At 39.2% G+C, this 23,665-nt stretch carries 18 protein-coding genes; 10 read left to right on the top strand and 8 right to left on the bottom strand.

Going from position 1 to position 23,665, the window contains the following annotated elements; translation table 11 throughout:
* Nucleotides 1–225: 225 nt before the first annotated feature.
* Entirely contained in the window at nucleotides 226–1,545 is a 1,320-nt protein-coding gene (locus OKW21_RS11125; protein ID WP_277479488.1) for a Gfo/Idh/MocA family protein, read from the top strand.
* A gap of 21 nt (nucleotides 1,546–1,566) precedes the next feature.
* Nucleotides 1,567–2,580: a Gfo/Idh/MocA family protein gene (locus tag OKW21_RS11120; protein WP_277479487.1), complete on the top strand. Its 1,014-nt coding sequence runs from the start codon at nucleotides 1,567–1,569 to the stop codon at nucleotides 2,578–2,580.
* A 53-nt stretch (nucleotides 2,581–2,633) separates the two neighbouring features.
* Here the strand turns inward: OKW21_RS11120 and lpxB are convergent, their stop codons facing one another.
* Entirely contained in the window at nucleotides 2,634–3,773 is a 1,140-nt protein-coding gene (gene lpxB / locus OKW21_RS11115) for a lipid-A-disaccharide synthase (protein ID WP_277479486.1), read from the bottom strand.
* Nucleotides 3,773–4,252, bottom strand: coding sequence for a 6-pyruvoyl trahydropterin synthase family protein (locus OKW21_RS11110; RefSeq protein ID WP_277479485.1), 480 nt, complete (start codon nucleotides 4,250–4,252; stop codon nucleotides 3,773–3,775). The genes lpxB and OKW21_RS11110 overlap by 1 nt, the downstream gene beginning before the upstream one ends.
* Before the next feature lie 117 nt (nucleotides 4,253–4,369).
* Here OKW21_RS11110 and rfaD point away from each other — a divergent pair, with 117 nt between their 5' ends.
* From rfaD to leuS, 4 genes are all read left to right on the top strand, one after another.
* A complete protein-coding gene (gene rfaD, locus OKW21_RS11105) occupies nucleotides 4,370–5,365 on the top strand; it encodes an ADP-glyceromanno-heptose 6-epimerase (RefSeq protein ID WP_277479484.1) in 996 nt (331 codons plus the stop codon).
* Nucleotides 5,366–5,473: 108 nt separating this feature from the next.
* Nucleotides 5,474–7,513, top strand: a complete 2,040-nt coding sequence (locus tag OKW21_RS11100; RefSeq protein WP_277479483.1) for a S9 family peptidase — start codon at nucleotides 5,474–5,476, stop codon at nucleotides 7,511–7,513.
* Between the two features lie 78 nt (nucleotides 7,514–7,591).
* Nucleotides 7,592–8,497, top strand: a complete 906-nt coding sequence (locus OKW21_RS11095) for a CHAD domain-containing protein (protein WP_277479482.1) — start codon at nucleotides 7,592–7,594, stop codon at nucleotides 8,495–8,497.
* A gap of 109 nt (nucleotides 8,498–8,606) precedes the next feature.
* On the top strand, nucleotides 8,607–11,375 hold the full coding sequence (leuS, locus tag OKW21_RS11090; protein ID WP_277479481.1) for a leucine--tRNA ligase: 2,769 nt from the start codon (nucleotides 8,607–8,609) through the stop codon (nucleotides 11,373–11,375).
* A gap of 47 nt (nucleotides 11,376–11,422) precedes the next feature.
* Here the strand turns inward: leuS and OKW21_RS11085 are convergent, their stop codons facing one another.
* Nucleotides 11,423–11,788 carry a hypothetical protein gene (locus tag OKW21_RS11085; RefSeq protein ID WP_277479480.1) on the bottom strand — a complete coding sequence of 122 codons (366 nt, stop codon included), beginning with the start codon at nucleotides 11,786–11,788 and terminating at the stop codon, nucleotides 11,423–11,425.
* A gap of 572 nt (nucleotides 11,789–12,360) precedes the next feature.
* Between OKW21_RS11085 and OKW21_RS11080 the strand changes: the two genes are divergently transcribed.
* On the top strand, nucleotides 12,361–13,983 hold the full coding sequence (locus OKW21_RS11080; protein ID WP_277479479.1) for an ATP-dependent DNA ligase: 1,623 nt from the start codon (nucleotides 12,361–12,363) through the stop codon (nucleotides 13,981–13,983).
* Nucleotides 13,984–14,021: 38 nt separating this feature from the next.
* Nucleotides 14,022–15,143, top strand: coding sequence for an ISAs1 family transposase (locus tag OKW21_RS11075; RefSeq protein ID WP_277477362.1), 1,122 nt, complete (start codon nucleotides 14,022–14,024; stop codon nucleotides 15,141–15,143).
* A gap of 33 nt (nucleotides 15,144–15,176) precedes the next feature.
* On the opposite strand, the gene OKW21_RS11070 is transcribed toward OKW21_RS11075, so the two are convergent.
* From OKW21_RS11070 to OKW21_RS11055, 4 genes are all read right to left on the bottom strand, one after another.
* Entirely contained in the window at nucleotides 15,177–16,016 is an 840-nt protein-coding gene (locus OKW21_RS11070; protein ID WP_277479478.1) for an HAD-IIB family hydrolase, read from the bottom strand.
* 49 nt (nucleotides 16,017–16,065) lie between these two features.
* Nucleotides 16,066–17,367: a mannosyl-3-phosphoglycerate synthase gene (gene mpgS / locus OKW21_RS11065; protein WP_277479477.1), complete on the bottom strand. Its 1,302-nt coding sequence runs from the start codon at nucleotides 17,365–17,367 to the stop codon at nucleotides 16,066–16,068.
* 112 nt (nucleotides 17,368–17,479) lie between these two features.
* Nucleotides 17,480–18,607 (bottom strand): site-2 protease family protein, encoded by a 1,128-nt coding sequence (locus OKW21_RS11060; RefSeq protein WP_277479476.1) that lies wholly within the window; start codon nucleotides 18,605–18,607, stop codon nucleotides 17,480–17,482.
* Nucleotides 18,604–19,233 carry an HAD family hydrolase gene (locus OKW21_RS11055; protein ID WP_277479475.1) on the bottom strand — a complete coding sequence of 210 codons (630 nt, stop codon included), beginning with the start codon at nucleotides 19,231–19,233 and terminating at the stop codon, nucleotides 18,604–18,606. The genes OKW21_RS11060 and OKW21_RS11055 overlap by 4 nt, the downstream gene beginning before the upstream one ends.
* A 195-nt stretch (nucleotides 19,234–19,428) precedes the next feature.
* Here OKW21_RS11055 and OKW21_RS11050 point away from each other — a divergent pair, with 195 nt between their 5' ends.
* Nucleotides 19,429–20,442: an FIG domain-containing protein gene (locus OKW21_RS11050; protein WP_277479474.1), complete on the top strand. Its 1,014-nt coding sequence runs from the start codon at nucleotides 19,429–19,431 to the stop codon at nucleotides 20,440–20,442.
* 1 nt (nucleotide 20,443) lies between these two features.
* Entirely contained in the window at nucleotides 20,444–21,799 is a 1,356-nt protein-coding gene (locus OKW21_RS11045; RefSeq protein WP_277479473.1) for a GHMP family kinase ATP-binding protein, read from the top strand.
* A gap of 316 nt (nucleotides 21,800–22,115) precedes the next feature.
* Here OKW21_RS11045 and OKW21_RS11040 read toward each other — a convergent pair whose 3' ends face one another.
* Complete coding sequence (locus tag OKW21_RS11040; protein WP_277479472.1) at nucleotides 22,116–23,627, bottom strand: SpoVR family protein; 1,512 nt, start codon at nucleotides 23,625–23,627, stop codon at nucleotides 22,116–22,118.
* Between the last annotated feature and the right edge of the window lie 38 nt (nucleotides 23,628–23,665).

Genomic DNA, 23,665 nt, shown 5'->3' with positions numbered 1-23,665 from the left:
TACTTGTGAAGCAAGCAATGTGCGTTTACCATAAATAATGCAAAAAAAAGTTTTTACAGACTGACCAACATTCCATTCCGCCTTTAGCTTTTTAGGAAATGGCTAGCTATAGTGCTTCTATGCATCTCTTCTCATATTCTATTTTCTTCCATTTGTTGATTTATAATTATATTGGCGCAAACGCTAATTAGTATTTCAACCATAAAACAACCTATGAAAAGCGGTATGAAAAGAAGAGATTTTCTCAAAAACACTAGCATGAGCGGATTAGGAATCAGCCTGTCTCCTTCTCCATTTACTTATCTGAAAACATCAGCAAACGAAGTAATTAATGTCGCCATAATGGGTACCAACAGCAGAGGCTCTGCGCTCGCCCGAGGCTTTGCGCAAAACCCGGATTGTAGAGTAGCCTATATATGTGATGTTGATGATAATGCTATCAAAAAAGGCATTGATGCTACAAAAGACGCTGGACAGGAAGAAGCTCCCCAAGGTGTAAAAGACTTTAGAAAGGCATTGGAAGATCCTCAAGTAGATGCCCTGGTCATTGCTGCCCCGGATCATTGGCATGCTCCCGCGGCCATGTTAGCACTGCAGGCAGGGAAAAACGTTTATGTAGAAAAACCTTGCAGTCACAACCTGGCAGAAGGAGAGATGCTGGTTTCATGCGCCAAAAAACACGCTAAGGTGATTATGATGGGGAATCAGCGTAGGTCCTGGCCAAATGTTATTGAAGCCATCAATGAATTGCATACCGGTAGTATAGGTGAGGTATACCTTGCTAAAGGCTGGTACGCAAACACAAGAGGCTCAATCGGACATGGTAAACAGGTCCCTGTTCCCAGTCATCTTGATTTTGATTTGTGGCAAGGCCCTGCGCCCCGCCGTCCTTACTTAGATAATCTGGTACACTATGAATGGCACTGGCGCTGGCATTGGGGAACAGGAGAACTATTGAACAATGGAACACATTTCGTTGACCTCTGTCGATGGGGCTTGGGTGTAGATTATCCAGAAAAAGTAGATTCCAGTGGCGGGCGTTACCATTATCATGATGATTGGGAAACACCAGACACTCAAAACGTGACCTATCAGTTTCCTTATGGTAAATCTATTTTCTGGGAGAGCCGCAGCAGTAACGGTCGTAGCATAAATGGTTCTAATGTGGGCGCATCTTTTCATGGCGAAAATGGCACCCTGGAAATATATGGAGGTAATGGATACAAAGTATTTGACCTTAAAAATAAGCTTGTCAAAGAAGTCAACGAATCTACTTCAGATGCGTTGGATACTTCAGGCCCCGGCTTTGATCTGGACAAAGCACATATCATTAATTTTGTAGATGCCATCCGACATGGTATTCAGCCCAGGACCCATATTGAAGATGCTAACAAAAGTGTACACATCTGCCACCTGGGGAATGTAGCCCAACGCGTCGGCAGAAGCCTGCAAATCAATCCAGCGAATGGTGCTATCATCAACGATCCCGAAGCTATGAAATATTGGGGGCGGGAATACGAAGAAGGCTGGGCACCCTCTGTTTAATACATAAACCGCTTGCTATCAATGGACACCAGAAGAGATTTTATGAAAAAGGCCGGTGTAGCTGGATTATCAATAAGTTTACCCAACTTTAATATGCATCAAAAGCCCACTGCCCCAGAAGGAAAGAAAATTGGTATCATAGGCCTGGACACATCACATAGCCCGGCTTTCACCAAAATGTTTAATCACAAAACACAGGATTCAAAGCTAAAAGGATATCAGGTCGTGGCGGCCTACCCCTACGGAAGCAAAGATATTCCCAGTAGCGTGGAGCGTATTCCAAAATATACGGAAGAGGTTAAAGCACTGGGCGTAGAAATTGTTGATTCTATTGATCAATTGCTGGAAAAAGTAGATTTTATACTGCTGGAAACCAATGATGGCCGTCCTCATCTGGAACAAGGATTGCAGGTACTCAAAGCTGGCAAAAGGATGTTTGTGGATAAACCGGTGACAGCTTCTCTTCACGATGCGATCGCTTTATATGAAGCAGCTGAAGAATACAATACACCTATCTTCTCTTCTTCTTCTTTACGCTATCTTCAAAAAGCACAGGATGTGAGACACAAACAACTAGCTGGTGAAGTTACTGGTGCCATGACCTTTAGCCCGGCTTCACTGGAAGAGCACCACCCTGATTTATACTGGTACGGCATACATGGCGTCGAGATATTATTTACTGTTATGGGTACAGGTTGTCGTAGGGTGCAACGTTTTGCTACTCCTGATACAGATATTGTGGTTGGCACCTGGAATGATGGTCGTCTCGGAACCTTTAGAGGCAGCAGAACCGGTAAGCATGACTATGGTGGCATTGCATTTGGGACTGAACAAACCGTAAATTTAGGTCCATTTGAAGGATATCAGAAGCTTGTTTACAAAATTGTAGAGTTTTTTGAAAGCGGTACTCCACCGGTATCACCTCAGGAAACTTTAGAAATTTATGCTTTTATGGAAGCCGCTGATGAAAGTAAACGACAGGATGGTTCGGAAGTAAGCATAAATTATGTGATGAACAAAGCCAGAAACTCTTAAAAAAGAAACACAATTTTCAACTGAAAAGAACGGCTTGAATTGTCGTTCTTTTTCTATTGTTTTACAGCTTTTCCTTCTTTTAGATTTTGCATCATAAGCCTGGCGGTTTTCTCCGAGGCTCTTTCATTACCCAATAATTTTTTGATCCTTTGATATGCATTATGCTGTGCCTTCCTTTCAGGGGTATCGGCAACAATTTTACGCAACTCACTTTGTAAAGAGCTTGTATTGAAGTCGGACTGAATCAGTTCCGGTACAATTTCCTCATCGGCAATAAGGTTAACCAGTCCTATATAGGGTACTTTAATGAGCGATTTTGCAATCTGGTAAGAAATGAAGCTGGTTTTATAGCAGATGAGCTGTGGCACTTCAAACAAAGCAGTTTCCAGGGTAGCCGTACCTGAAGTTACCACCGCCGCATGCGCCTGATGAAGAATATCATATGTTTTTCCCTCAATGACGTGCACATTTTCCTGCTGCCTGGCATCCTTGTACATATCATCAGGAAGGTTATTTACCGCTGCTACTGCGAATTGATAATCCGGAAAAAAGGTTGATAAACCTAACATGGTTTTGAGCATATTGCTCACTTCCTGCTTACGACTTCCCGGAAGAACTGCTATCACTGGTCTTTCATCCAAACCAAATTGTTGGCGAAAACCTTTTTGAGGCTTAAAATCTCTGATGGCATCCAACAGTGGATTTCCTACATATTCCACCTGGTAATCAAACTTGAGATAGAATTCCTTTTCAAAAGGCAGAATGACAAACATCTTGTCTACATTCGCTTTTATTTTTTTTGCCCTTCCCTGATTCCATGCCCAAAGTTTGGGTGAGATATAGTAGTAAGTGAGTATATTATGCTGCTTGGCGAAGCGTGCCATGCGCATATTGAAGCCCGCATAATCAATAAGAATAAGGACATCCGGCTGAAACTCCAGTATGTCTTTTTTACAATGCTGAATAAATTTTCTGATGGTTGTAAGATTGGTAAAAACCTCCCAAAAGCCCATAAAGGCCATTTCACGATAATGAACCACCAAGTCTCCACCCGCTTTTTGCATCTCATCTCCACCCCAGCACCGTATATGTATCTCATCAGCAGTAGCGGTGGCCTCTTTTTTTAATGCCTTAATCAGGTTAGCACCATGAAGATCTCCTGAACGCTCTCCGGCAATAATATAAAATTTCATTAATGGGTAGCTTGCGCCATATTGGATTCTTGGTAGGCAAGATAATCATGAGGCTCTACGCCTTCCCCAAAGAAATCAACAAAATTGTTGGGTGTTTCATACAAACGGATAGCATGTAAAACCCCACGATCAGTGATATCTTTAAGCGCTGGTGCCAGTATTTTCCAGATTTCTTCAATCAGAATTTCACAACTGGCCATTTTACCCTGCATAAAATCCACATCCAGGTTCAGGTTTTTATGATCCACCTTTTCAATGACCCTCTCTCTGATCAGTGTGCTCAATTTTTTAAGATCGACTACAAATCCTGTTTCGGGATCAGGCTTCCCTTTTACCGTTACGATCATCTCAAAATTATGTCCATGCCAATTATCGTTAGCACAGGGACCAAACACTTCTTCATTCTTCTCTCTGGTCCAGTTTGGGTTATATAGTTTGTGAGCAGCATTAAAATGCTCTCTTCTGCTTACATAAATCATAGACTCTGCTTATTTTGCCGCAAATATAATTAATAGCACGCGAAATATCAGTCTGATAACAAGAAGAGAAGATGAATCCTTCCCTATATTAAGTCACTAAACAAAAAAACCTAAACTATGATCATTGTCACAGGAGCCGCAGGCTTTATCGGTAGCTGCTTAATTGCCAAACTCAATCAGGAAAATTTTAATCATATCATCGCTGTTGACCAGTTTGCAGAGGGCCACCCCAAGGAAGGCCTCTCCGAAGCACAGGAAAAAATAAAGAACCTTGAAGGTAAAAAAATTCAGAAAAAAGTGGAGCGAGATGAGTTTTTTGCCTGGTTAGATCTAAATTATGAAGAAGTTGAGTTTATCTTTCATATCGGTGCGCGTACTGATACTACGGAGTTTGATACCGCAGTTTTTGACAAGCTTAATGTTAACTATAGCAAAGAGATATGGAAACGCTGTGTGAATTACCAGATTCCTTTGGTCTATGCTTCTTCGGCAGCTACTTATGGCGCAGGTGAATTAGGTTATAAAGACGATGTGAGTATCATTCCGAAGTTAAAACCGCTCAACCCATACGGAATATCCAAAAATGAATTTGATAAGTGGGCATTAGCCCAGGAGCAAAAGCCTTTTTTCTGGGCTGGACTCAAGTTCTTCAACGTTTATGGTCCCAATGAATACCATAAAGGAAGAATGGCATCTGTGATATGGCACGCCTATGGTCAGATTAAGCAAAAAGGTGAGATGAAGCTATTCCGCTCTCATAACCCAGATTACAGAGACGGTGAGCAAATGCGAGATTTCGTATATGTCAAGGATGTAGTAAATGTCTGCTACTTTTTGATGAGGCACCGGAAGGATTCAGGTATCTATAATTTGGGAAGTGGTAAAGCACGCACCTTCCTGGACCTTACCAAAGCGGTTTTTAAAGCGATTGACAAAGAAGAAAATATCTCTTTCATAGATACGCCCGAAGATATACGAGAAAAATATCAGTATTTTACTGAAGCTGATATGCACAAGCTCAAATCAATCGGTTATCATACTCCTTTTCATAGCCTGGAAGAGGGTGTAAGTGATTATGTGCAGCAGTATTTAGCGCATCATCGGTATTATTAGTCCCTGATCATTTCAATCAGCCTTTATTCAGTTGAATAGACAAGCAGATGTATTGCCGATAGGATGCATACTGTCTGTTATTTATTTTAGCCTAAAAGCAATTTTTTTATGAAGCAATTTCCAATTGCGCCTCAAAAGGCAAGTGTTAAAAAAGTACATAATATACCTATCATTGATAACTATGCCTGGCTACAGGAAAAAGAGAATCCTGATGTAATTGCCTACCTCAATGCTGAAAATGCCTACGCCCGGGAAGTCATGAAACATCAGAAAAAAACTGAGCAACAGCTTTATGATGAAATGAAGTCGCGTATCGTTCCGGATGACCAGAGCGCACCGGTTCGCATAGATGATTACTACTACTACTCCAGAACTGAAGCAAATAAAGATTATCGTATCTACTGCCGAAAATTTGGTTCTTTAAAAGCGAAAGAAGAAGTATTATTGGACTCTAATCATCTTGCAGAAGGCCATGACTATTTCCATTTAGGAATATTTGAAGTCAGTCCTGATCATAAGACCTTGGCTTATGCCATAGATACTGATGGGTCTGAGCAGTATCGCTTGTATTTTAAAAATCTGCATGATCATACGATCATGGTAGATCAACTCAATAATATCTCAGATTCGGCAGCCTGGGCCATGGACTTCCAAACTTTGTTTTATGTAGTGTTAGACGATACTATGCGACCTTATCAGGTAAAGAAGCATATTTTGGGTACTCGTCCTGAGGATGATTTGGTTGTTTTTGAAGAAGCTGATGAGCGCTTTTTTGTATCGATTAGCCTATCAAAAAATCAAAAATATTTACTGATTGATATCGGAAGCAAAATTACTACTGAAGTAAGGATTCTTCCTGCACACCAACCGGAGGGGACATTCATTGTATTTAACCCCAGAGAGGAACATCATGAGTATGAAATTCACCCTCATCATGATGATTTTTATATCAGAACAAACTGGAATGCTACCAATTTCAGGCTAATGAAAGCATCAGTGGATGCCCATGATAAAAGTCAGTGGACTGAGGTGATCCCCTATGACCCAACAATTAAAATTGAAGGGATTGATGAATTTGAAAACCACCTGGCCATTTACGAAAGAGTTGATGGGCTAACCCAGATTAAAGTGCTTGACCTTATCGATCCTCTCAATACCCATCAGATAACCTATGACGAGCCTGCCTTTTATGTTTTTGGTGGCAATAACCCTACTTTCAAAACCACTACACTGCGTTTCCATTATACTTCACTGCTGAAGCCCAACACTGTCTATGACTATGAAATGCAGAAGCGTGAAAAAATAATGGTTAAGCAAACCGAAGTTGCTGGAGGTTATGACGAACAGCAGTATACTTCTGAGAGAATTTTTGCACGATCAGAGGATGGGACGAGGGTGCCTATCTCTTTAGTCTACAAAAAAGATATCAACCCTCAATCCATAAACCCTTTACTCCTGTATGGCTACGGAGCATATGGCATCAACTCAGAACCCTACTTTAATGCAAATCGGATTAGCTTACTAGACAGAGGATTTATCTTCGCTATCGCACATATTAGAGGCGGCGCGGATATGGGTGAAGAGTGGTATAAATCAGGTAAACTGTTGAAGAAGAAAACCAGCTTCTATGATTTTATCGCATGTGCAAAACATCTTATTGATAAAAGATATACTGATGTTGAACACCTTTGTGCAATCGGGGGAAGCGCTGGCGGATTGTTACTGGGTGCAGTCATCAATTTAAGACCAGAGCTTTTCAATGCGATTGTGGCTAAAGTTCCCTTTGTTGATGTACTGAATACTATGCTTGATCCGAACCTCCCACTGACCGTAACTGAGTATGAAGAATGGGGCAACCCGCAGGATAAAAGCTCTTTTGAGTACATCAGATCTTATTCACCGTATGACAATGTAAGTCCAAAAGCATACCCTCACATCCTCATCACTGCTGGACTCAATGACCCCCGCGTAAGCTATTGGGAACCTGCCAAATGGGCAGCAAAGCTAAGAGCGCTGAAAACTGACGATAACCTGCTGCTGCTTAAGACCAATATGGATGCTGGACACGGAGGTTCTTCCGGGCGGTATGAATACCTTAAAGAAATAGCTTTTGAATATGCGTTTTTGTTAAAAGTTATAGGGCTTTAACCCTAGCATCAAAATATTTATACTACATTTATTATATTTCATTTATAGTATTTCTATTGAACATTACCTAACCCTATTATGAGCTTAAGAATTGATCCCAAAGAGACTGTCCCTTCAAATGCTGAACGTATCCTACAAAGTTTTTTGGATGAATGTCGAGCCTCTTTGCAGAATGACGACCCTCATCAAGCAATTCATGAAGCACGTAAGACCATGAAAAAAATGCGGGCTTTCAGCCGTTTATTTCGTGGAGAAATAGGCAACAAAAAATATCGTAGTACCAATAAGTACTATCGTGACATAGCACGTAAAATTTCAGGAGAGAGAGATGTTTCTGCTATGTTAGATACCGTTAATAAAATCAATGAAGAAGTTGACCAGGCTCTATGTGGTCAAACCATCCAACACATTAAGAATCACCTTACTTCTCGCAAAGCAGCTATCAGCAGGATTCAAATTAATCAGGAGAAACTTTTGGATAAATTGCTTGAAGATTTGAAAGAGGGAGAAACGGTTCATGCCAGGTGGAAAATTAAAAATGATGACTTTTCTGCTTTTTCTAAAGGCATTGCTATTACATACGGCAAATGTCAGAAGGCTATGAAAAAAGCCATCAAAAAGCCCACTACTGAAAATTTCCATGAGTGGAGAAAACGTAGTAAATACCTGCGCTACGAAATAGGTTTTTTAAGGCATATCTGGAAGAAGCCCATGAAAGCATTGGAAAAAGAATTGCATCAGCTCACAGATTACCTGGGCGAAGATCACGATTTAGCAGTTTTGCGAACTTATGCGGAAAGTATGAACTTAGAAAACAAAGACGAAGAAGCGGCACTTTTTTCTATCATGAGCGAAAAACGAAAAAAACTCCAATCATTAGCCAAACCACTGGGTAAGAAAATTCTCTCTGAATCACCCGAACAATTTGTAGCACGTCTTTCTGATTACTGGAAACAAAAACACAAAGAAATTACAATTGACTGACAAGATGTTTAATCGTGTAAATTGATTGTTTTTTTGAATGCGGGTGCACATTCTTAGCGAATTATTCTAATTTTGTCGGACTTATCATATAAAGTAAATAACCGTAGTAATGGCTGAATACGATTTTCGTGAGATTGAAAAAAAGTGGCAGAAATACTGGAAAGAAAAAGAGATTTACAAAGTTAATGTAGATACCAGCAAGCCTAAATATTATGTGCTGGATATGTTCCCCTACCCTTCTGGAGCAGGTTTACATGTTGGTCATCCTCTAGGCTATATTGCTTCTGATATAGTATCTCGCTATAAGCGCCTGAAAGGCTACAATGTACTTCACCCGATGGGCTTTGATGCTTTTGGACTTCCTGCTGAGCAATATGCCATACAGACCGGTCAGCATCCTGCTATTACTACAGAAAACAATATCAAACGCTATAAAGAGCAGCTTGATAATATAGGCTTTTCTTTTGACTGGGATAAAGAAGTGCAAACCTGTGATCCGGCATACTATAAGTGGACGCAGTGGATTTTTCTTCAGCTTTTTCACAGCTGGTACAATCAGGAAACAGACAGGGCAGAACCTATTGAAGAACTCCTTAGCAGATTTGAGAAAGAAGGTAACCAAAACGTAAGCGCGGCTTGTGATGAAGATACTCCTACTTTTAATGCTGAGGAATGGCAGCAGATGGATGAGCAGAAACAGCAATTAATTTTACTGAACTACCGCCTCACTTATGTGTCAGACACTGTGGTAAACTGGTGTCCTGAACTGGGTACTGTATTGGCTAATGATGAGGTAAAAGACGGATTTTCAGAACGTGGGGGGTATCCTGTTGAGCGACGTAAGATGCGTCAGTGGATGATGCGCATCACCGCTTATGCGGATCGCTTATTAGCTGGACTGGAGACTATACAGTGGTCAGACTCACTCAAAGAAATGCAGCGTAACTGGATAGGGAAATCTTTTGGGTGTGAACTGGACTTTAAAGTAAAAGATAGTGATATCGTCCTTACCGCTTTCACAACACGCTCTGACACTATTTATGGCGTGACCTATGTTACCCTTGCCCCAGAACATGAGTTAATTGAACAACTGACTACCAAAGAACACAAAGCTGAAGTAGAAGCTTATGTAGAAATCGCCAAAAACAGATCTGAAAGAGATCGTATGGCAGATGTCAAAACCGTTTCAGGAGTATTCACCGGCAGTTATGTCATCAATCCTATCAATGGAGAAGAAATACAGCTTTGGGTTGCAGATTACGTACTAGCCGGTTACGGCACTGGGGTTGTCATGGCAGTACCCTCTTCTGATGATCGTGATTTTCGTTTTGCCAAGCATTTTGACCTTCCCATCATTCCGGTGATTGAAGGCACAGAGGATATGGAAGATCCAACCGAAAAGAAGCATGGAAAAATGATCAATTCAGGCTTTTTAAATGGTATGGAATCTACGGAAGCAATCAAAGCGGTGAATGAGAAGGCTGAAAAGTCGGGAGTCGGTAAACCTAAGGTTAACTACCGGATGCGCGATGCGGTTTTCAGTCGTCAGCGCTATTGGGGTGAACCGGTGCCTATGTATTTTAATAATGGTGTCCCCCACCCTTTGAGTAGTGATGAGCTTCCTTTAACCCTTCCTTCAGTAGATGAATACAAGCCTACCCCTACCGGAGAACCACCTCTGGGAAGAGCAGCAGACTGGAAATATGATGGTCAATATGAATATGAGCTTACAACTATGCCGGGCTGGGCCGGTTCCAGTTGGTACCATTTCCGCTATATGGATCCGCATAACAAAGAGGAAATCGTAAGCAAGACCAAGCAGAGTTACTGGGAAAATGTGGATTTGTATATAGGGGGTACAGAACACGCTACCGGCCACCTGCTTTATTCTCGCTTCTGGACAAAATTTCTTTATGACAGAGGCTATGTAACTGTGGATGAGCCCTATAAAAAGCTGGTAAATCAGGGCATGATTCAGGGAGTATCCAATTTTGTTTATAGACTTAGCGGTGAAAATAAATACGTTTCTTACAATCTGAGAAAAGACTATAACACCTCAGCCATATATGTTGATGTCAACATTGTATATGACGGCAAACTAGATATTGAGGCCTTTAAAAAGTGGCGTCCTGATGCACAGAATGCTGAGTTTATTCTTGAAGATGGAGCATATGTGTGCGGTAGTGAGGTTGAAAAGATGTCAAAATCCAAGTTCAATGTCGTTAATCCTGATGATGTCATTGAGCAGTATGGAGCAGATACTTTGAGAATGTACGAAATGTTCCTGGGACCTTTGGAGCAATCCAAACCCTGGAATACCAATGGAATAGACGGCGTATTTAAATTTCTTCGCAAACTCTGGCGTCTGTTCTATGATGATGCCAATAATTTACTGGTCAAAGATGAAAAAGCTACTGAAGCTGAACTGAAGATACTTCACAAGACGATAAAAAAAGTGCAGGATGATATAGAAACCCTTTCATTCAACACCTCAGTAAGTAGCTTTATGATCTGTGTCAATGAGCTAAGTAGCCTTAAGTGTTATAAAAGAGAAGTGTTGGATAAGCTGGTTCTCATTATTTCTCCATTTGCTCCCCACATTGCTGAGGAGCTGTGGCGTAGTTTGGGCAATGAACATAGTGTAACCCATGAAAGCTTCCCTCAGTTTGAAGAAAAGTACCTTATTGAAGCATCTCATGAGTATCCTATATCAGTGAATGGAAAAGTACGTGCCAAGATGAAATTTGCACTTGACATGCCTAAAGAAGATATTGAGAAAGAGGTGCTTGCTGCAGAGCAGATTCAAAAGTGGACCCAGGGAAAGGCCCCTAAAAGGGTAATTATAGTGCCGAAGAAAATAGTCAATATTGTAGTATAAAGGCAATATTCCTACCATAACAAAGCGCTTTTCTATGAGCGCTTTTTTTATTTGCTTACCGCACTGCTTAATTGTGGATCAGCTAATTTTAGGGAATCTTCCTCATATTGAGGTACAGTCAATACACTGTCAGGGGGAAACATGGGATCATAAATGGTTATCATCTCAATGGTCTTCAGTTCACCTTTCTTTTGACGATAAGAGACATCTTCCATTATTCCAAAACGATTTTTTGCAGTCACGTACTCCCTGGGAAGAGAATCAGTGCCTAATACTGAAAAGGTGATGTCACGAATACTATCATTAAGTATGAAACTACTCTGAAAAGCAGGACATATCATTCCGCGATTACAAGCAGATGAAATCAAACTAATGATGATAATGTACTTTATGGTTGAGCCGAATATTTTCATCAGCAATATTAAAAGGTACCTGGGCCTTACTGGCAATATTTGTATACCTTGAATACAGCACAAATATTCAGCAAATACATTGTACATTACCTTTTTTATTTATGAATTTTATTACACACAGTTGATTTAGTTACAAAACGATAAGTTATTATTTCTATCAAATTTATAAGTATTCTAAGATATCACCTTTTTTGTATCCAGGATATGCTTAAAGTTTTAAACTAAGAAAATGAACATAATCAATTCGTTTCCAGAACTTTGTACTTGCTTATTTATTTCGTGATATAATGTTTTTCTATATTTTTTAAATATCACTATTTATCAAATTTTGGAATACAGACATCAAGTCATCTTTTGAGCGATTACTAATAAATATTAATTAATCCATAACAATTTATATTTATTTCTAGTCCCTGCTCACTGAATTAGGTTGATTTTTCACAAAAAAGTGAATCAGTAAAAAGGTGCTTATCTTATGCGGTAGGCGTGAGATAAGAAGCCTGATGTAAACATTGATGCATAACCTTATCAGGTTTTCAGAGTTGTGGTACAAATAACAAAAACAAATAGCCTTGAAAGAGTTTGCTGCACTTTTCACTGCATTAGATCAGACAAATAAGACAAATAATAAAATAGCCCTCCTTAAACAGTACTTCCAGGAAGCATCTGACAAAGATAAACTTTGGACCATAGCACTTTTTACGCATAAACGACCCAAAAAACAGGTAAGAACTTCACTGTTAAAGGAATGGACTACTGAGTTTGCGGAAATACCCTATTGGTTATTTGAAGAATCATATGCTAATGTAGGTGACCTTGCGGAGACTATGGCATTGTTATTACCTGAAGCCCAGGAGCAGCAAGATGAAGGTCTGTCTTACTGGATTGCATTTTTGCAGAATTTGGAAGACCTAAGTGACCAAGAAAAAAAAGAACAGATCACCACTGCCTGGAAAAAAATGACCAGCGCTGAAAAATTTGTTTTTAACAAACTTATGACCAGCGGATTTCGAATAGGCGTTTCACAAAATAATGTGATCCGAGCTATTGCTGAAGTAGAAAACATTGATAAAACCATAGTAGCGCATCGTTTGATGGGTAATTGGAATCCTAATACTACGAGCTATCAAAAGTTAATAGTTGAAGAAAATAAAGAGGATTTACTTTCCCGACCTTATCCATTCTTTTTAGCACATGCCCTGGATACAAAAGATTTTGAAGAACTGGAAAGTATTGACGACTGGCAAATAGAATGGAAATGGGATGGCATACGAGCGCAATGTATAGTGAGAAACGGAAAATTATTTATCTGGTCAAGAGGTGAGGAATTACTGACCGAAAAATTTCCTGAACTGCATCCCTTGCAAGAATTTCTGCCCGACGGCACTGTCATTGATGGAGAAATACTACCTTATAAAAACGGAGAACTTTTAAATTTTGCTGCATTACAGACACGCATTAGCAGAAAAAACATAAGCAAATCTATACTCAAAAACGCTCCTGTCGTCATCAGAGCCTATGATGTTTTGGAGTGGGAAGGTCAGGATATACGTAATGTTCCCTTATCAGAAAGACGTAATATTTTAGAAAGCCTTCATGCCAATATCAGTAATACGCTAAATGTGTTTCAACTCTCTACCATAGTAGAAACCACCAGCAAAGCTCAGCTGATATCTCTCAGAGAACAATCCAGGGAATACTTTGCCGAAGGCTTTATGCTCAAACGTAAACAATCCGAATATCAGGTGGGGCGCAAAAAAGGAGATTGGTGGAAGTGGAAAGTTGACCCTCTTACCATTGATGGCGTACTGATAAACGCGCAGCGGGGCTCAGGACGCAGGGCGGGTTTGTACACTGATTATACTTTTGCAGTATGGGACTTTTCACAAGATGAAGCCACCTTAGTTCCATTTACTAAAGCTTATTCCGGCCTTACGGATGCTGAATTTCGGCAAGTGGATAATTTTATTAAAAAAAATACGAAAGAGCGGTTTGGGCCCGTACGTTCAGTAAAACCGGAACTGGTATTTGAAATCGCATTTGAAGGCATTCAACAGTCTAACAGACATAAATCAGGTGTAGCCTTAAGGTTCCCCAGAATGTTGCGATGGAGACATGATAAAAAAGCAGAAGACGCAAATTCTTTGGAAGAGTTAAACGCATTATTAAATGTTTATCAGGTTAAACGCATTTAAACGTATGTAAAAAAAGAGGAGAGAGCTAACTTTGCCAGATGAATTGGCAAAAGGTTTTTGGAAGCGTTCCTGATTTTAGGATAAATCGGCGCAAGAAGCATAATCTGGTAGATATTTTAGTCATAGCCTTATGTGCGATAGTAAGTGGAGCAGATGATTTTGAAGAGATAGAAGCCTATGGTAAACGAAAGGAGGTATTCTTGAGAGGATTTTTAGAGCTACCGAATGGTATTCCCTCTCATGACACTTTTAATCGCGTGTTCAAATATATGGACAAATCAGCTTTTGGAGGTTGCCTGTATCGTTGGTCTAAGGAGTTATTAGGGTTTATCAAAAGTAGTATTGTCCAAATCAACGTGGATGGTAAGGTGCTTTGCGGTACAGCAAAGTCAGGCTTTAAGAAGAGCGGCATTTGTATATTAAGTGCCTGGGTAGCCGAACACCACTTGATATTAGGTCAGGAAAAAGTAGATGCTAAAAGCAATGAAAAGACCGCTATTCCTGAATTGTTGAAGTCTTTGGATTTGGAAGGCTCCTTAGTGAGCAGTGATGCAGCCGGTTGCCAGCTCAAGAATGCAGACGGTTCGCCGTGCGATTTAATTATAGAGAAAGGAGGAGACTATTTGATAGCTATCAAGAAAGATCATAAGCATATGTATGAGCAGATTACAGACTGGATGAGTAAAAGAAAAAAGCATATGTGCTTTGATGAGTGGATAGATTTTGGTAGTGGCCGCATTGAGAAGAGAGTCTGTTATGTGGAAACCCAGCTTGCATTACTAGATGATTTATCAGAATGGAAACATTTAAAGTCAATCATAATGGTGGAAGCAAACCGGGAAAAGGGTGGAAAAATTACCTATGAAAACCGCTTCTATTTAAGCAGTTTAGAGGTTACTGCTAAAGAGTTTAATAAACTCATTAGAAATCATTGGAGCATTGAAAATCATCTGCATTGGAAACTTGATGTTGTATTCCGAGAAGATATGAGTAGAACTAAAACAGGCAATGCTGCTGAGAATATGACAACCGCTCGGAAGTTAGCTCTGCAACTGCTCAATCAAGTTCAAGATAAGGAAAGCGTGAAGAACAGAAGAAAGACAGCAGGTTGGGATGATAATTATCTGCTAAACATTCTTAAAAACTTGACTAAAAATTAAATGCGTTTAACCTGAATGTTTATGGAGGCTGAATTAAATGTCAAAGATTGACTGTATCGCCAGGTTCCACCCTTCCGGCCCGATAGCATTTACTTTGGTTACGCTATTTTCTTCTATTTCCTGCCACTTACCCGAAGGTTTTTGTACGAGAAAAGGACGATCTACTTCTTTTAGCAAGGGTAAGTCATTCGCTGAATCTCCCAGGCCTATAGTTTGTAATTCACCATACTTCAGTGTCAGAAGCTGGTCAAGTATGTTTACGGCTTTACCTTTATCACCGCCTTTGCCCATCACCGTATGAAACTTGCCTCCCGAAACACATAGTAAGTTCTGTTCATCCAATATGTGAAATAGAGATTTACACTTTTTGGAGTCATCAATACCTTTAAGCAAAGTCTCAGAGAAATCTCGGTTTGATGCGCGTAGCGCCGAAGCTTTGTCGAGGCCAGTCAGGCTCATAATCTCTGCCAATGTAAGATCAGCATAGCCAAAAACATGTGCATCAGTTTCCGATCTGGCTGATACAATGATTGATCTGATATACTGGTAACTCTCTCCTAATATTAACGCTAAGTGCGCCTCCTCTCCTATCGTTGTAAGTTTATAGGGTTCAAGAAAGTGCAATGATTCCAGCTCAAATCCGAAGAAATCCCGGGGGATAATGATAGCGCTTCCATTTTCAACAATAAATGGATAATCCAATTGTAAAGCCTTACGGTAGACTTCCTGCTCTACTCTGGTTTTGGATGAGCAAAATATCACAGGAACATCTCTTTCAATCAGCTTTTTTACTGTATCCTCAGTTACCTTATATGAATAAGTTTGAAAATCCAGGAGGGTACCATCAAGGTCGGTGTATACGATCCACTTCACGTCTAAAGATAATGGTTGAAGAATTAATTACTGAAACTGTCTATAGTAACTATTTCATTTCCAGCACTTTACCCTGATCGGGCAGATGATCTCCTTTTTGGTCTGCCTTGTCCCTGATCAATCCGGGCTGGGCATTCTTTATTTTTTTACTCAGGTCAGCCTTCAAAAATTTCGCATAGGGCTGGTTCTCTACAGTTTTCAAAAACTTCTTGAGGTCAGCATTTACGATGGCTGGATAATATGACAGCGTTTCAGATAATTTATCTCCTCGCTTGAGAAGTTTCCGATTATAAAGGTCATCCATGATCTCTTGCTTGATTGGGTCCGGACAGATGGGAGAACGGTAAATAACTTCCATAGCAGCGCGACTCATATCTTTCACATGCTCATCACCCTTTACTTCATGCAGGTGAGGGTTACGGGATTCAATCTGAAAGACTTCAATTCTGTTCTTCAGTACATCTTTCTCTGGATTACCAATAATTCCCCCAAATCGCTCCAGCATGTTGATGTAGTGATAGGGCTCAATAGAGTATCCTGATGAGAAGTCTAATTTAGCTGCTAAATCCATGGTCATGGCATGCTCTCCGGCATTACCTGTCTTGATGATCTCAGTTCCATAACCTGTATAATTGCTTACCAGAGAGTTCAATACTCGATTAGTATGTTCAGATGCCCTGCCCCGTTTGGCAAAGAATAGATTTGATTCTACAATCTTAGGCTTACTATGCCATGATATTCTTACCATCGCGTACTTTGACTTGGTAAGAATAAAGCCCGCGCAGTATTCTTTTACATACTCAAGCACAGCGCCAGGGAAAAAATTGTCAGAATCTATAAAGCCAATATATTTTCTACCTGTAAGGTATCCGATAATGGTGCTGAGGATCATGCCTTCAGCTTTTCCATTTTTGATGTTACCTTCTTCGTCAAGAATATATTTGTATCCTGAAGCCTCACATGCTTTGGCAAGTACAGGGTCTTTCTGATGTACGACCAGCACTTGTTTGCCCATAAAACGGGCGGCATGCTCAATTGCATCTTTTTCAATATAAAACCGATCTATAGGCTCACGAGGACTGTTAGATACTATAACGACCAGACAACCATTGGGAATACCAGATAGTACACCTTCAATTAGTTTAATACGTTCTTCCATCACTGGAACTACGATGACCATTTGCTCCTCTATCTCATGTAGAGACTCATAAGAGAGTCTGACAATAGTTGAATTTTCTTTTCCTTCATTTTTGGTAAACTTCAGACCTGCATCCAGCTCATATACTTTTTGAACATCATGAAACATGATTGGACCGAATCTTTCTACTTCACGGGGAATTTCAATTCTCATAAGTAAAGACTATAGGTTGTCAGATAAATATCTTGCATATTTTAAAATATACAACCTAAATCTAATGACTTTATCAACAAGCACCAACTTATATTTCATAATTCACAAATAATTAATATTCTATTATGAATGGTGATGGGCTGAAACAAAGGATAAATACAATCAGTGCTATCCAACCTAAAATCTTTCGTCCGCTGCTAAGCGGATAATTGATCATTACGGGCGGATGGTATATGCCTAAAAACCTTCCTATCAATAAGCCAAAAACTAACCAACCAGGGTAGCCACTTAGCGTAGGATCAATGCTGGCAATAATAAATTGCGTACTTAGTACCGAGAGGGCGATTAAAAAATTTGTTTGTACAGAAGTGGTAACTCTTGAAAATATGATATAAAGAAAACCTAAATATAAAGGCACATTAAATAACATATCATTTATAGGTTCAAATGGATTTACTGTACCTAAACCTGCATAGAAAACAAAAATTACAAAAAGGGTAGCGGAAACCTTACGGTGCAATCTGCTACCTATTAATCCATACAAAATATGTCCCCCATCAAGTTGGCCTATGGGTAGAAGGTTAATCGCCGTAAAGAAAAGCGCTAAAAAACCAGCAAATAACCAGGGATAATGGATGATTTCAAAGGCGTTTGGCATGCGTTCCGGATCAGCGACATATTCTTTAAAAAACTCAAAAATTAAGTTTGAGCCTAACCTCAATGTCCCTGGATTATCTTCATACACATGCTCAGCATAATCTAGGCCGTACTGTTCATATTCGGGATGTATCTCAAAAATGTACTCAGGAGGAGGTAAATGAGTGAACCCATAGTATAAGACTCCCAACGCAACCACGAAACCTGCCAGTGGGCCTGAAATTCCTATGTCAAAGTATATTTTACGACTATTTACAAAGTCTTTTATTCGGATAAAGGCACCAAAAGTTCCGATAGATGGAGCCAGCAAAAAGCCAAACCACTGGGGTAAGTAGTAAGGTAATGTAACTTTAATTTTATGAAATTTGGCAGTGAAGTAATGCCCAAACTCATGCACAGTAAGAAAGCCAAGAAATGGCAGCGAAAAAGCCAGCCCTTTCGCAAAATAATCCCAGGTCAATACATCCTTATCCCAAAATAAAAACCGGCCAAGCTGCCACTCAGCTCCGGCCAATGTTGTAGTTATTAAAGTAAGAATAAATAATCCGAGGTGTATACTTAATCGCTTCGTTCTGGGGTTCATATATCTTCAAAAAATTCAACAATACCTTTGCCTGTCTGCACATGAAAGGTCTGTAATCCAGATGCAGAGGCTGCTTCTATATTTTCAAGTCTGTCGTCAATAAATAATGTATCACCACTACTTAGCTTCATATCCTCAATTACATATTGGTAAATCTCAGGCTCTGGCTTTCTAAGTTTTAATTCGTGAGAATAATAAACTTTATTAAAGTAATGGTTGATGGTAGCTTTGCCGCTATTTTTTTGAATGATCTGGTTAAAAGCATTTACATGGATGGCATTGGTATTGCTCAGCACAAATGTGTTATACCTGTTATTCAACTTTTCCAGAATTTGTAATTTTTCTAATGGGATCTGTAAAAGCATTAAATTCCAGGCCTCATCAATTTCCTCGTCTTTGACTGAAGTATTTCCGGTAAGCTTACGAATTCCTTCCCTAAATGCGTCATTGTCAATCAGGCCTTTTTCATAGTTTATGAACAATTGAGTGTCCAGTGATAATTGTTGTTCATGACCTTTATTTCCCAGGCTAAAATTAGAAATTGCCTGAAATGATCGCTGTGGGTCTATATCAATAATAACCCCGCCGAGATCAAAAATGATATTTTGAATATTTGGTTGATTCATAGAGGTCAAAGATGTAACAATAGCACTTTAAATCAAAAATCATTACCTAGCTAAGAGATTATTAATTTTTTTATCTTATCCAATAGTTGCTTATTGGGTTTAGTTTGTGCAGGTTCTAAGCAAATTTAGACACGTCTTTAATAAGCTATTTTATGAATTTTTTAATCCAAAATTAAGCAGTTTTATTGTTTAACTATGAATCATGAAGAAGTACAAAGGTTATTATCAACCATAGGGAATGCTGTATGTGACTATGTTTATCAGTCTCTGCAAGATAACGAGCATACAGAATTGCGGGAGGTAGCTGAAGAAACTAAAGAAGATACTATTTACAAGATTGATAAAGATGTTGAAAAAATCATTATTCCATTATTAGAGGAAAATGCTAAAGCATTAGGGGGCATCAAGTTAATAGCTGAGGGTTTAAGTAGTGAAAAAGATAAATATGTATTTCCTTCTCACTTTAATGAAGAACAAGTTAGAGTGCTCATAATTATGGATCCTATAGATGGTACCAGAGGCATCATGTACAATAAGAGATCCGCTTTTTTTCTGGCTGCTGCTGCCCCATATTTTGGTGATCCTTTGTATTTACAAGATTTAGAGGTGGCGGTTATGACTGAGATACCCACTTCAAAAGCATATTTAAGCGATTCCCTTTATGCGATCAGAAACCAAGGGGCTTTTGGTTTCCGCAGGAATTTGTTTAACAACGAAATTTCAACACTTAACTTTAAGCCTTCAAATGCATCCAGTATCATTGGAGGATTTGCACAGATCTCAAGATTTTTTCCTCCCGGCAAGGACATTCTAGCAAGAATGGAGGAAGAACTTATTTCAAAATTATCTGAAATTAAGGAGGGTAAAGCTATCGTTTTTGAAGATCAGTATATTTCTAGTGGTGGTCAGCTTTACGAATTGCTCATGGGTCATGATCGTTTTACAGCTGACCTTCGTCCGCCACTTTATGAGAATCTAAGCAAAAATGGTACACCAAGTGGGTTAACATGTCACCCATACGATGTATGCGCATCACTGATAGGAGAAGAAGCTGGTATAATTATTACGGATATAGAAGGGAAAAATCTGAATGTCCCACTAGATTTACATACACCCGTATGTTGGATAGCCTATGCTAATGCATACATTCAAAAGCAGGTAGAACCTGTATTAAAGAACATCCTGAGAAAAAATAACTGGACCAAATAGTATGAGTAAAATCGCAGGTATATTAAAAGAATTTTATTCCATTCATCAGCAAAAAGTATTTCAGGGTACAGCACCCGGAAGATTAGATGTGATGGGAGGAATAGCAAATTTTTCTGGATCGCTGCTAATCCAGAAACCATTAATGGAAGAAACATCTGCCTATATTTCTTATCGTGATGATACCGAAATAAACATCAAAACAATCATTCAGGGAGAAATTAAAACATTTTCAGCAATATATGAAGAGCTGATAGGTGAATTTAAAGTGCCTAATTACGATTATACACGGGAGCAAATTCTACAAAAAGAAGGTGGAGAATGGGCAATTTATATTGTAGGTTGTCTACTTATACTTAACGATAGCCGTAAGCTGAAGCCTGAAGGCATAGATATGCTTATCACTACAGATGTGCCTATTGGTAAAGGACTTGGCTCATCTGCCTCCTTGCAGGTAGCAGTATTGAAGGCTATAGTTAGCTGTCTTAATCTTAATATGAGCACTTATGAAATCCCGATTATTGCCCAAAAAGCTGAAAACCTGGTAGCTGGTACAGCGAATGGTATTATGGATCAGCTCGTAGCTCACCATAGTAAGCAAAACAAGCTAATACCACTTATTTGCCAGCCCCATGAGGTATATCATCCTATTGACCTTCCCGACCAGGTCTATTTTGTTGGCATCAATAGTGGTGAAAATCAGGAAACAAAACTGGATATATCATCTGATGTACGTACTGCATCTTTTATGGGGTATACGATGATTGCTTTGAATAGTGGTGCTACGCTGAGGGATCTGGAAGTGGCAAAAGAAACACAAGACTTCAGTAAATTACCCTATGGTGGATACCTTGCCAATATTTCACCATCCGATTTTGAAAAAAACCATCTTCCTTCATTGCCAGATACTATCAACGGGCAAGAGTTTTTAGAGAAATACAAAAAAATTATAGATCCGATTTCCTTTATTGACAGGGATAAAAATTATCTTCTCAAAAACATTACTAAACATCCAGTTTATGAAAACTTCAGGATAAAATTATTCGCTCAGATTCTAAGAAATTATACTACAGAATTTCAGAATTATTCCAATAGGCTGCAGCTCATGGGTGAGCTTATGTATCAGTCTCATCAGAGTTATTCTGCATGCGGATTAGGCAATGACAAGACCGATCTGATAGTACAAATGGTTAAAGATAAAGGCGATAAAAAAGGATTGCATGGAGCCAGAGTAACTGCTAATGGTAATGGAGGGACAGTCTGTATTTTATGCAGCGGCTTATCCGGACCGGAAGCTGTACACGAACTCTTCAGAGACTATAAAGAAGCTGGTAATACAGCGGCTGAATTCTATGCATAAGCATGAGTGAACAGGCATATTGGACAAACTTTGAGGTGAAACTAGAACTACTCAGACATATAGAAAACACGTCACTTGTTTTTCAGGAAAAAACTAAACAAATCATTTTTGACATGAGACTACAGCATGAAACGCTGGAGTCACTCCTGAAAATAATTTTCCACATCGTTAAAAACGCTGATATCAAAAGCAGACAAATATTTATTAATAATGTTGAAAGAGTCACTTTTGACCCTAGGCTTTCATCACAAATGAGTTCGCACCTAATAGAGTTTCTTAGAAAAGCACAAAGAATTAAGCTAAGTGATACGCGGCTTTAACATTCGTAAAAATCTTCGTCTATACCCGCTTTATTTCTGGAATGTAATTCTACTGGAAACTCCCACAAATGCCTTACGTGCCTCACAGTGCTATCAGCTTCATCTTCATCCAAAAGTTTTTCATCGTGTATGTTATGTATAAGTGTCAGCTTACTTGTTTTATGCAAATCAACCTGATCAACCTGAATATCAGGTACACGATTTGATCTATCATACTGATTACTTAACATCTCACGAATTTTACGATACCCCCTCTCATTATGGATGGCCTTAATTTCATAATATTCATTATCCTCATCATCAAAAATCCCAAAAAGCTTCATATCGCGAATTACTTTAGGTGATAAATATTGAGCGATGAAGCTATCATCCCTGAAATTTTCCATGGCATAATGAACCTCATCCAACCAATCCTTACCAATCAAATCTGGAAACCAGGCTTTATCCTCTTCAGTAGGATCTTGGCAAATTCGTTTAATATCCATAAAGATATTAAAGCCCAAGGTGTAGGGATTCAGACCAGAAAAGAACTTGCTATTATAATCTGGTTGGAAAATTACACCGCTATGGCTTTTGAGAAACTCCAACATAAAACCATCACCTAGATAACCTAGGTCAAATAATTTATTGATGATATGATAATGCATGAATGTAGCAAACCCCTCATTCATTACCTTGGTCATCGTTTGTGGATAATAGTATTGCGCTACTTTTCGCACAATCCTGATAATCTCTCTTTTCCAGATAGGAAGCGTTGGAGCATTTTTTTCAATGAAGTAAAGAAGGTTCTCCTCTGGTTCTAGTGGATATTTTTTTTGCTTTCTGTATTTTTCTTGCTTTAGTAGAGCATCTTCGGTTGGAAGCGTTCTGAGTAATTCATTGTAGTTTTCTTTTTTTGCTTTTGTCAAGCGTTTTAACCGCTCTCTTTCTTTCTCAGCAGATAGTTTAGGGGGCTTTTTATACTTATCAACACCATGGTCCATCAGTGAATGGCAGGCATCCAATACCTTTTCAACTTCCTCATCCCCATACTCTTCTTCACACATCATAATATAATCCCTGGCGAATACCATATAATCAAGAATGGAGTCAGCTGAAGTCCAATCTTTAAACATATAGTTATTTTTGAAGAAGGCATTATGTCCCTGGCAGGCATGCGCAATCACCAAAAGCATCATACAAGTAGAATTATTTTCCATATTGTAACTGATGCAGGGGTCGGAATTTATCACCATCTCATAGGAAAGTCCCATCTGGCCTTTCTTATAGCTACTTTGATTAATAACGAAATCTTTACCAAATTTCCAGTGAGGATAAGAAGTCGGCAAACCAATAAGAGAATAGGCATCAAGCATTTGCTCAGATGTAACAATCTCGATCTGGTTGATATAAGTATCCAGTTTAAAATACTCTTTACCAACCCAGCTTGTCAGTTCGTCAGCTGCCTTTATAGTTTCAAAGTCCCAATTAGGACTGCTAAACATTTCTTTAAATTTTTCCTTATCCATCATAGTAAATAAATCTATTATTTTAGCTGATGCATAGT

This window comes from Catalinimonas alkaloidigena, from assembly GCF_029504655.1.
In the GTDB taxonomy this organism is placed as follows: domain Bacteria; phylum Bacteroidota; class Bacteroidia; order Cytophagales; family Cyclobacteriaceae; genus Catalinimonas; species Catalinimonas alkaloidigena.
This window is presented reverse-complemented; position numbering and strand designations above follow the sequence as displayed.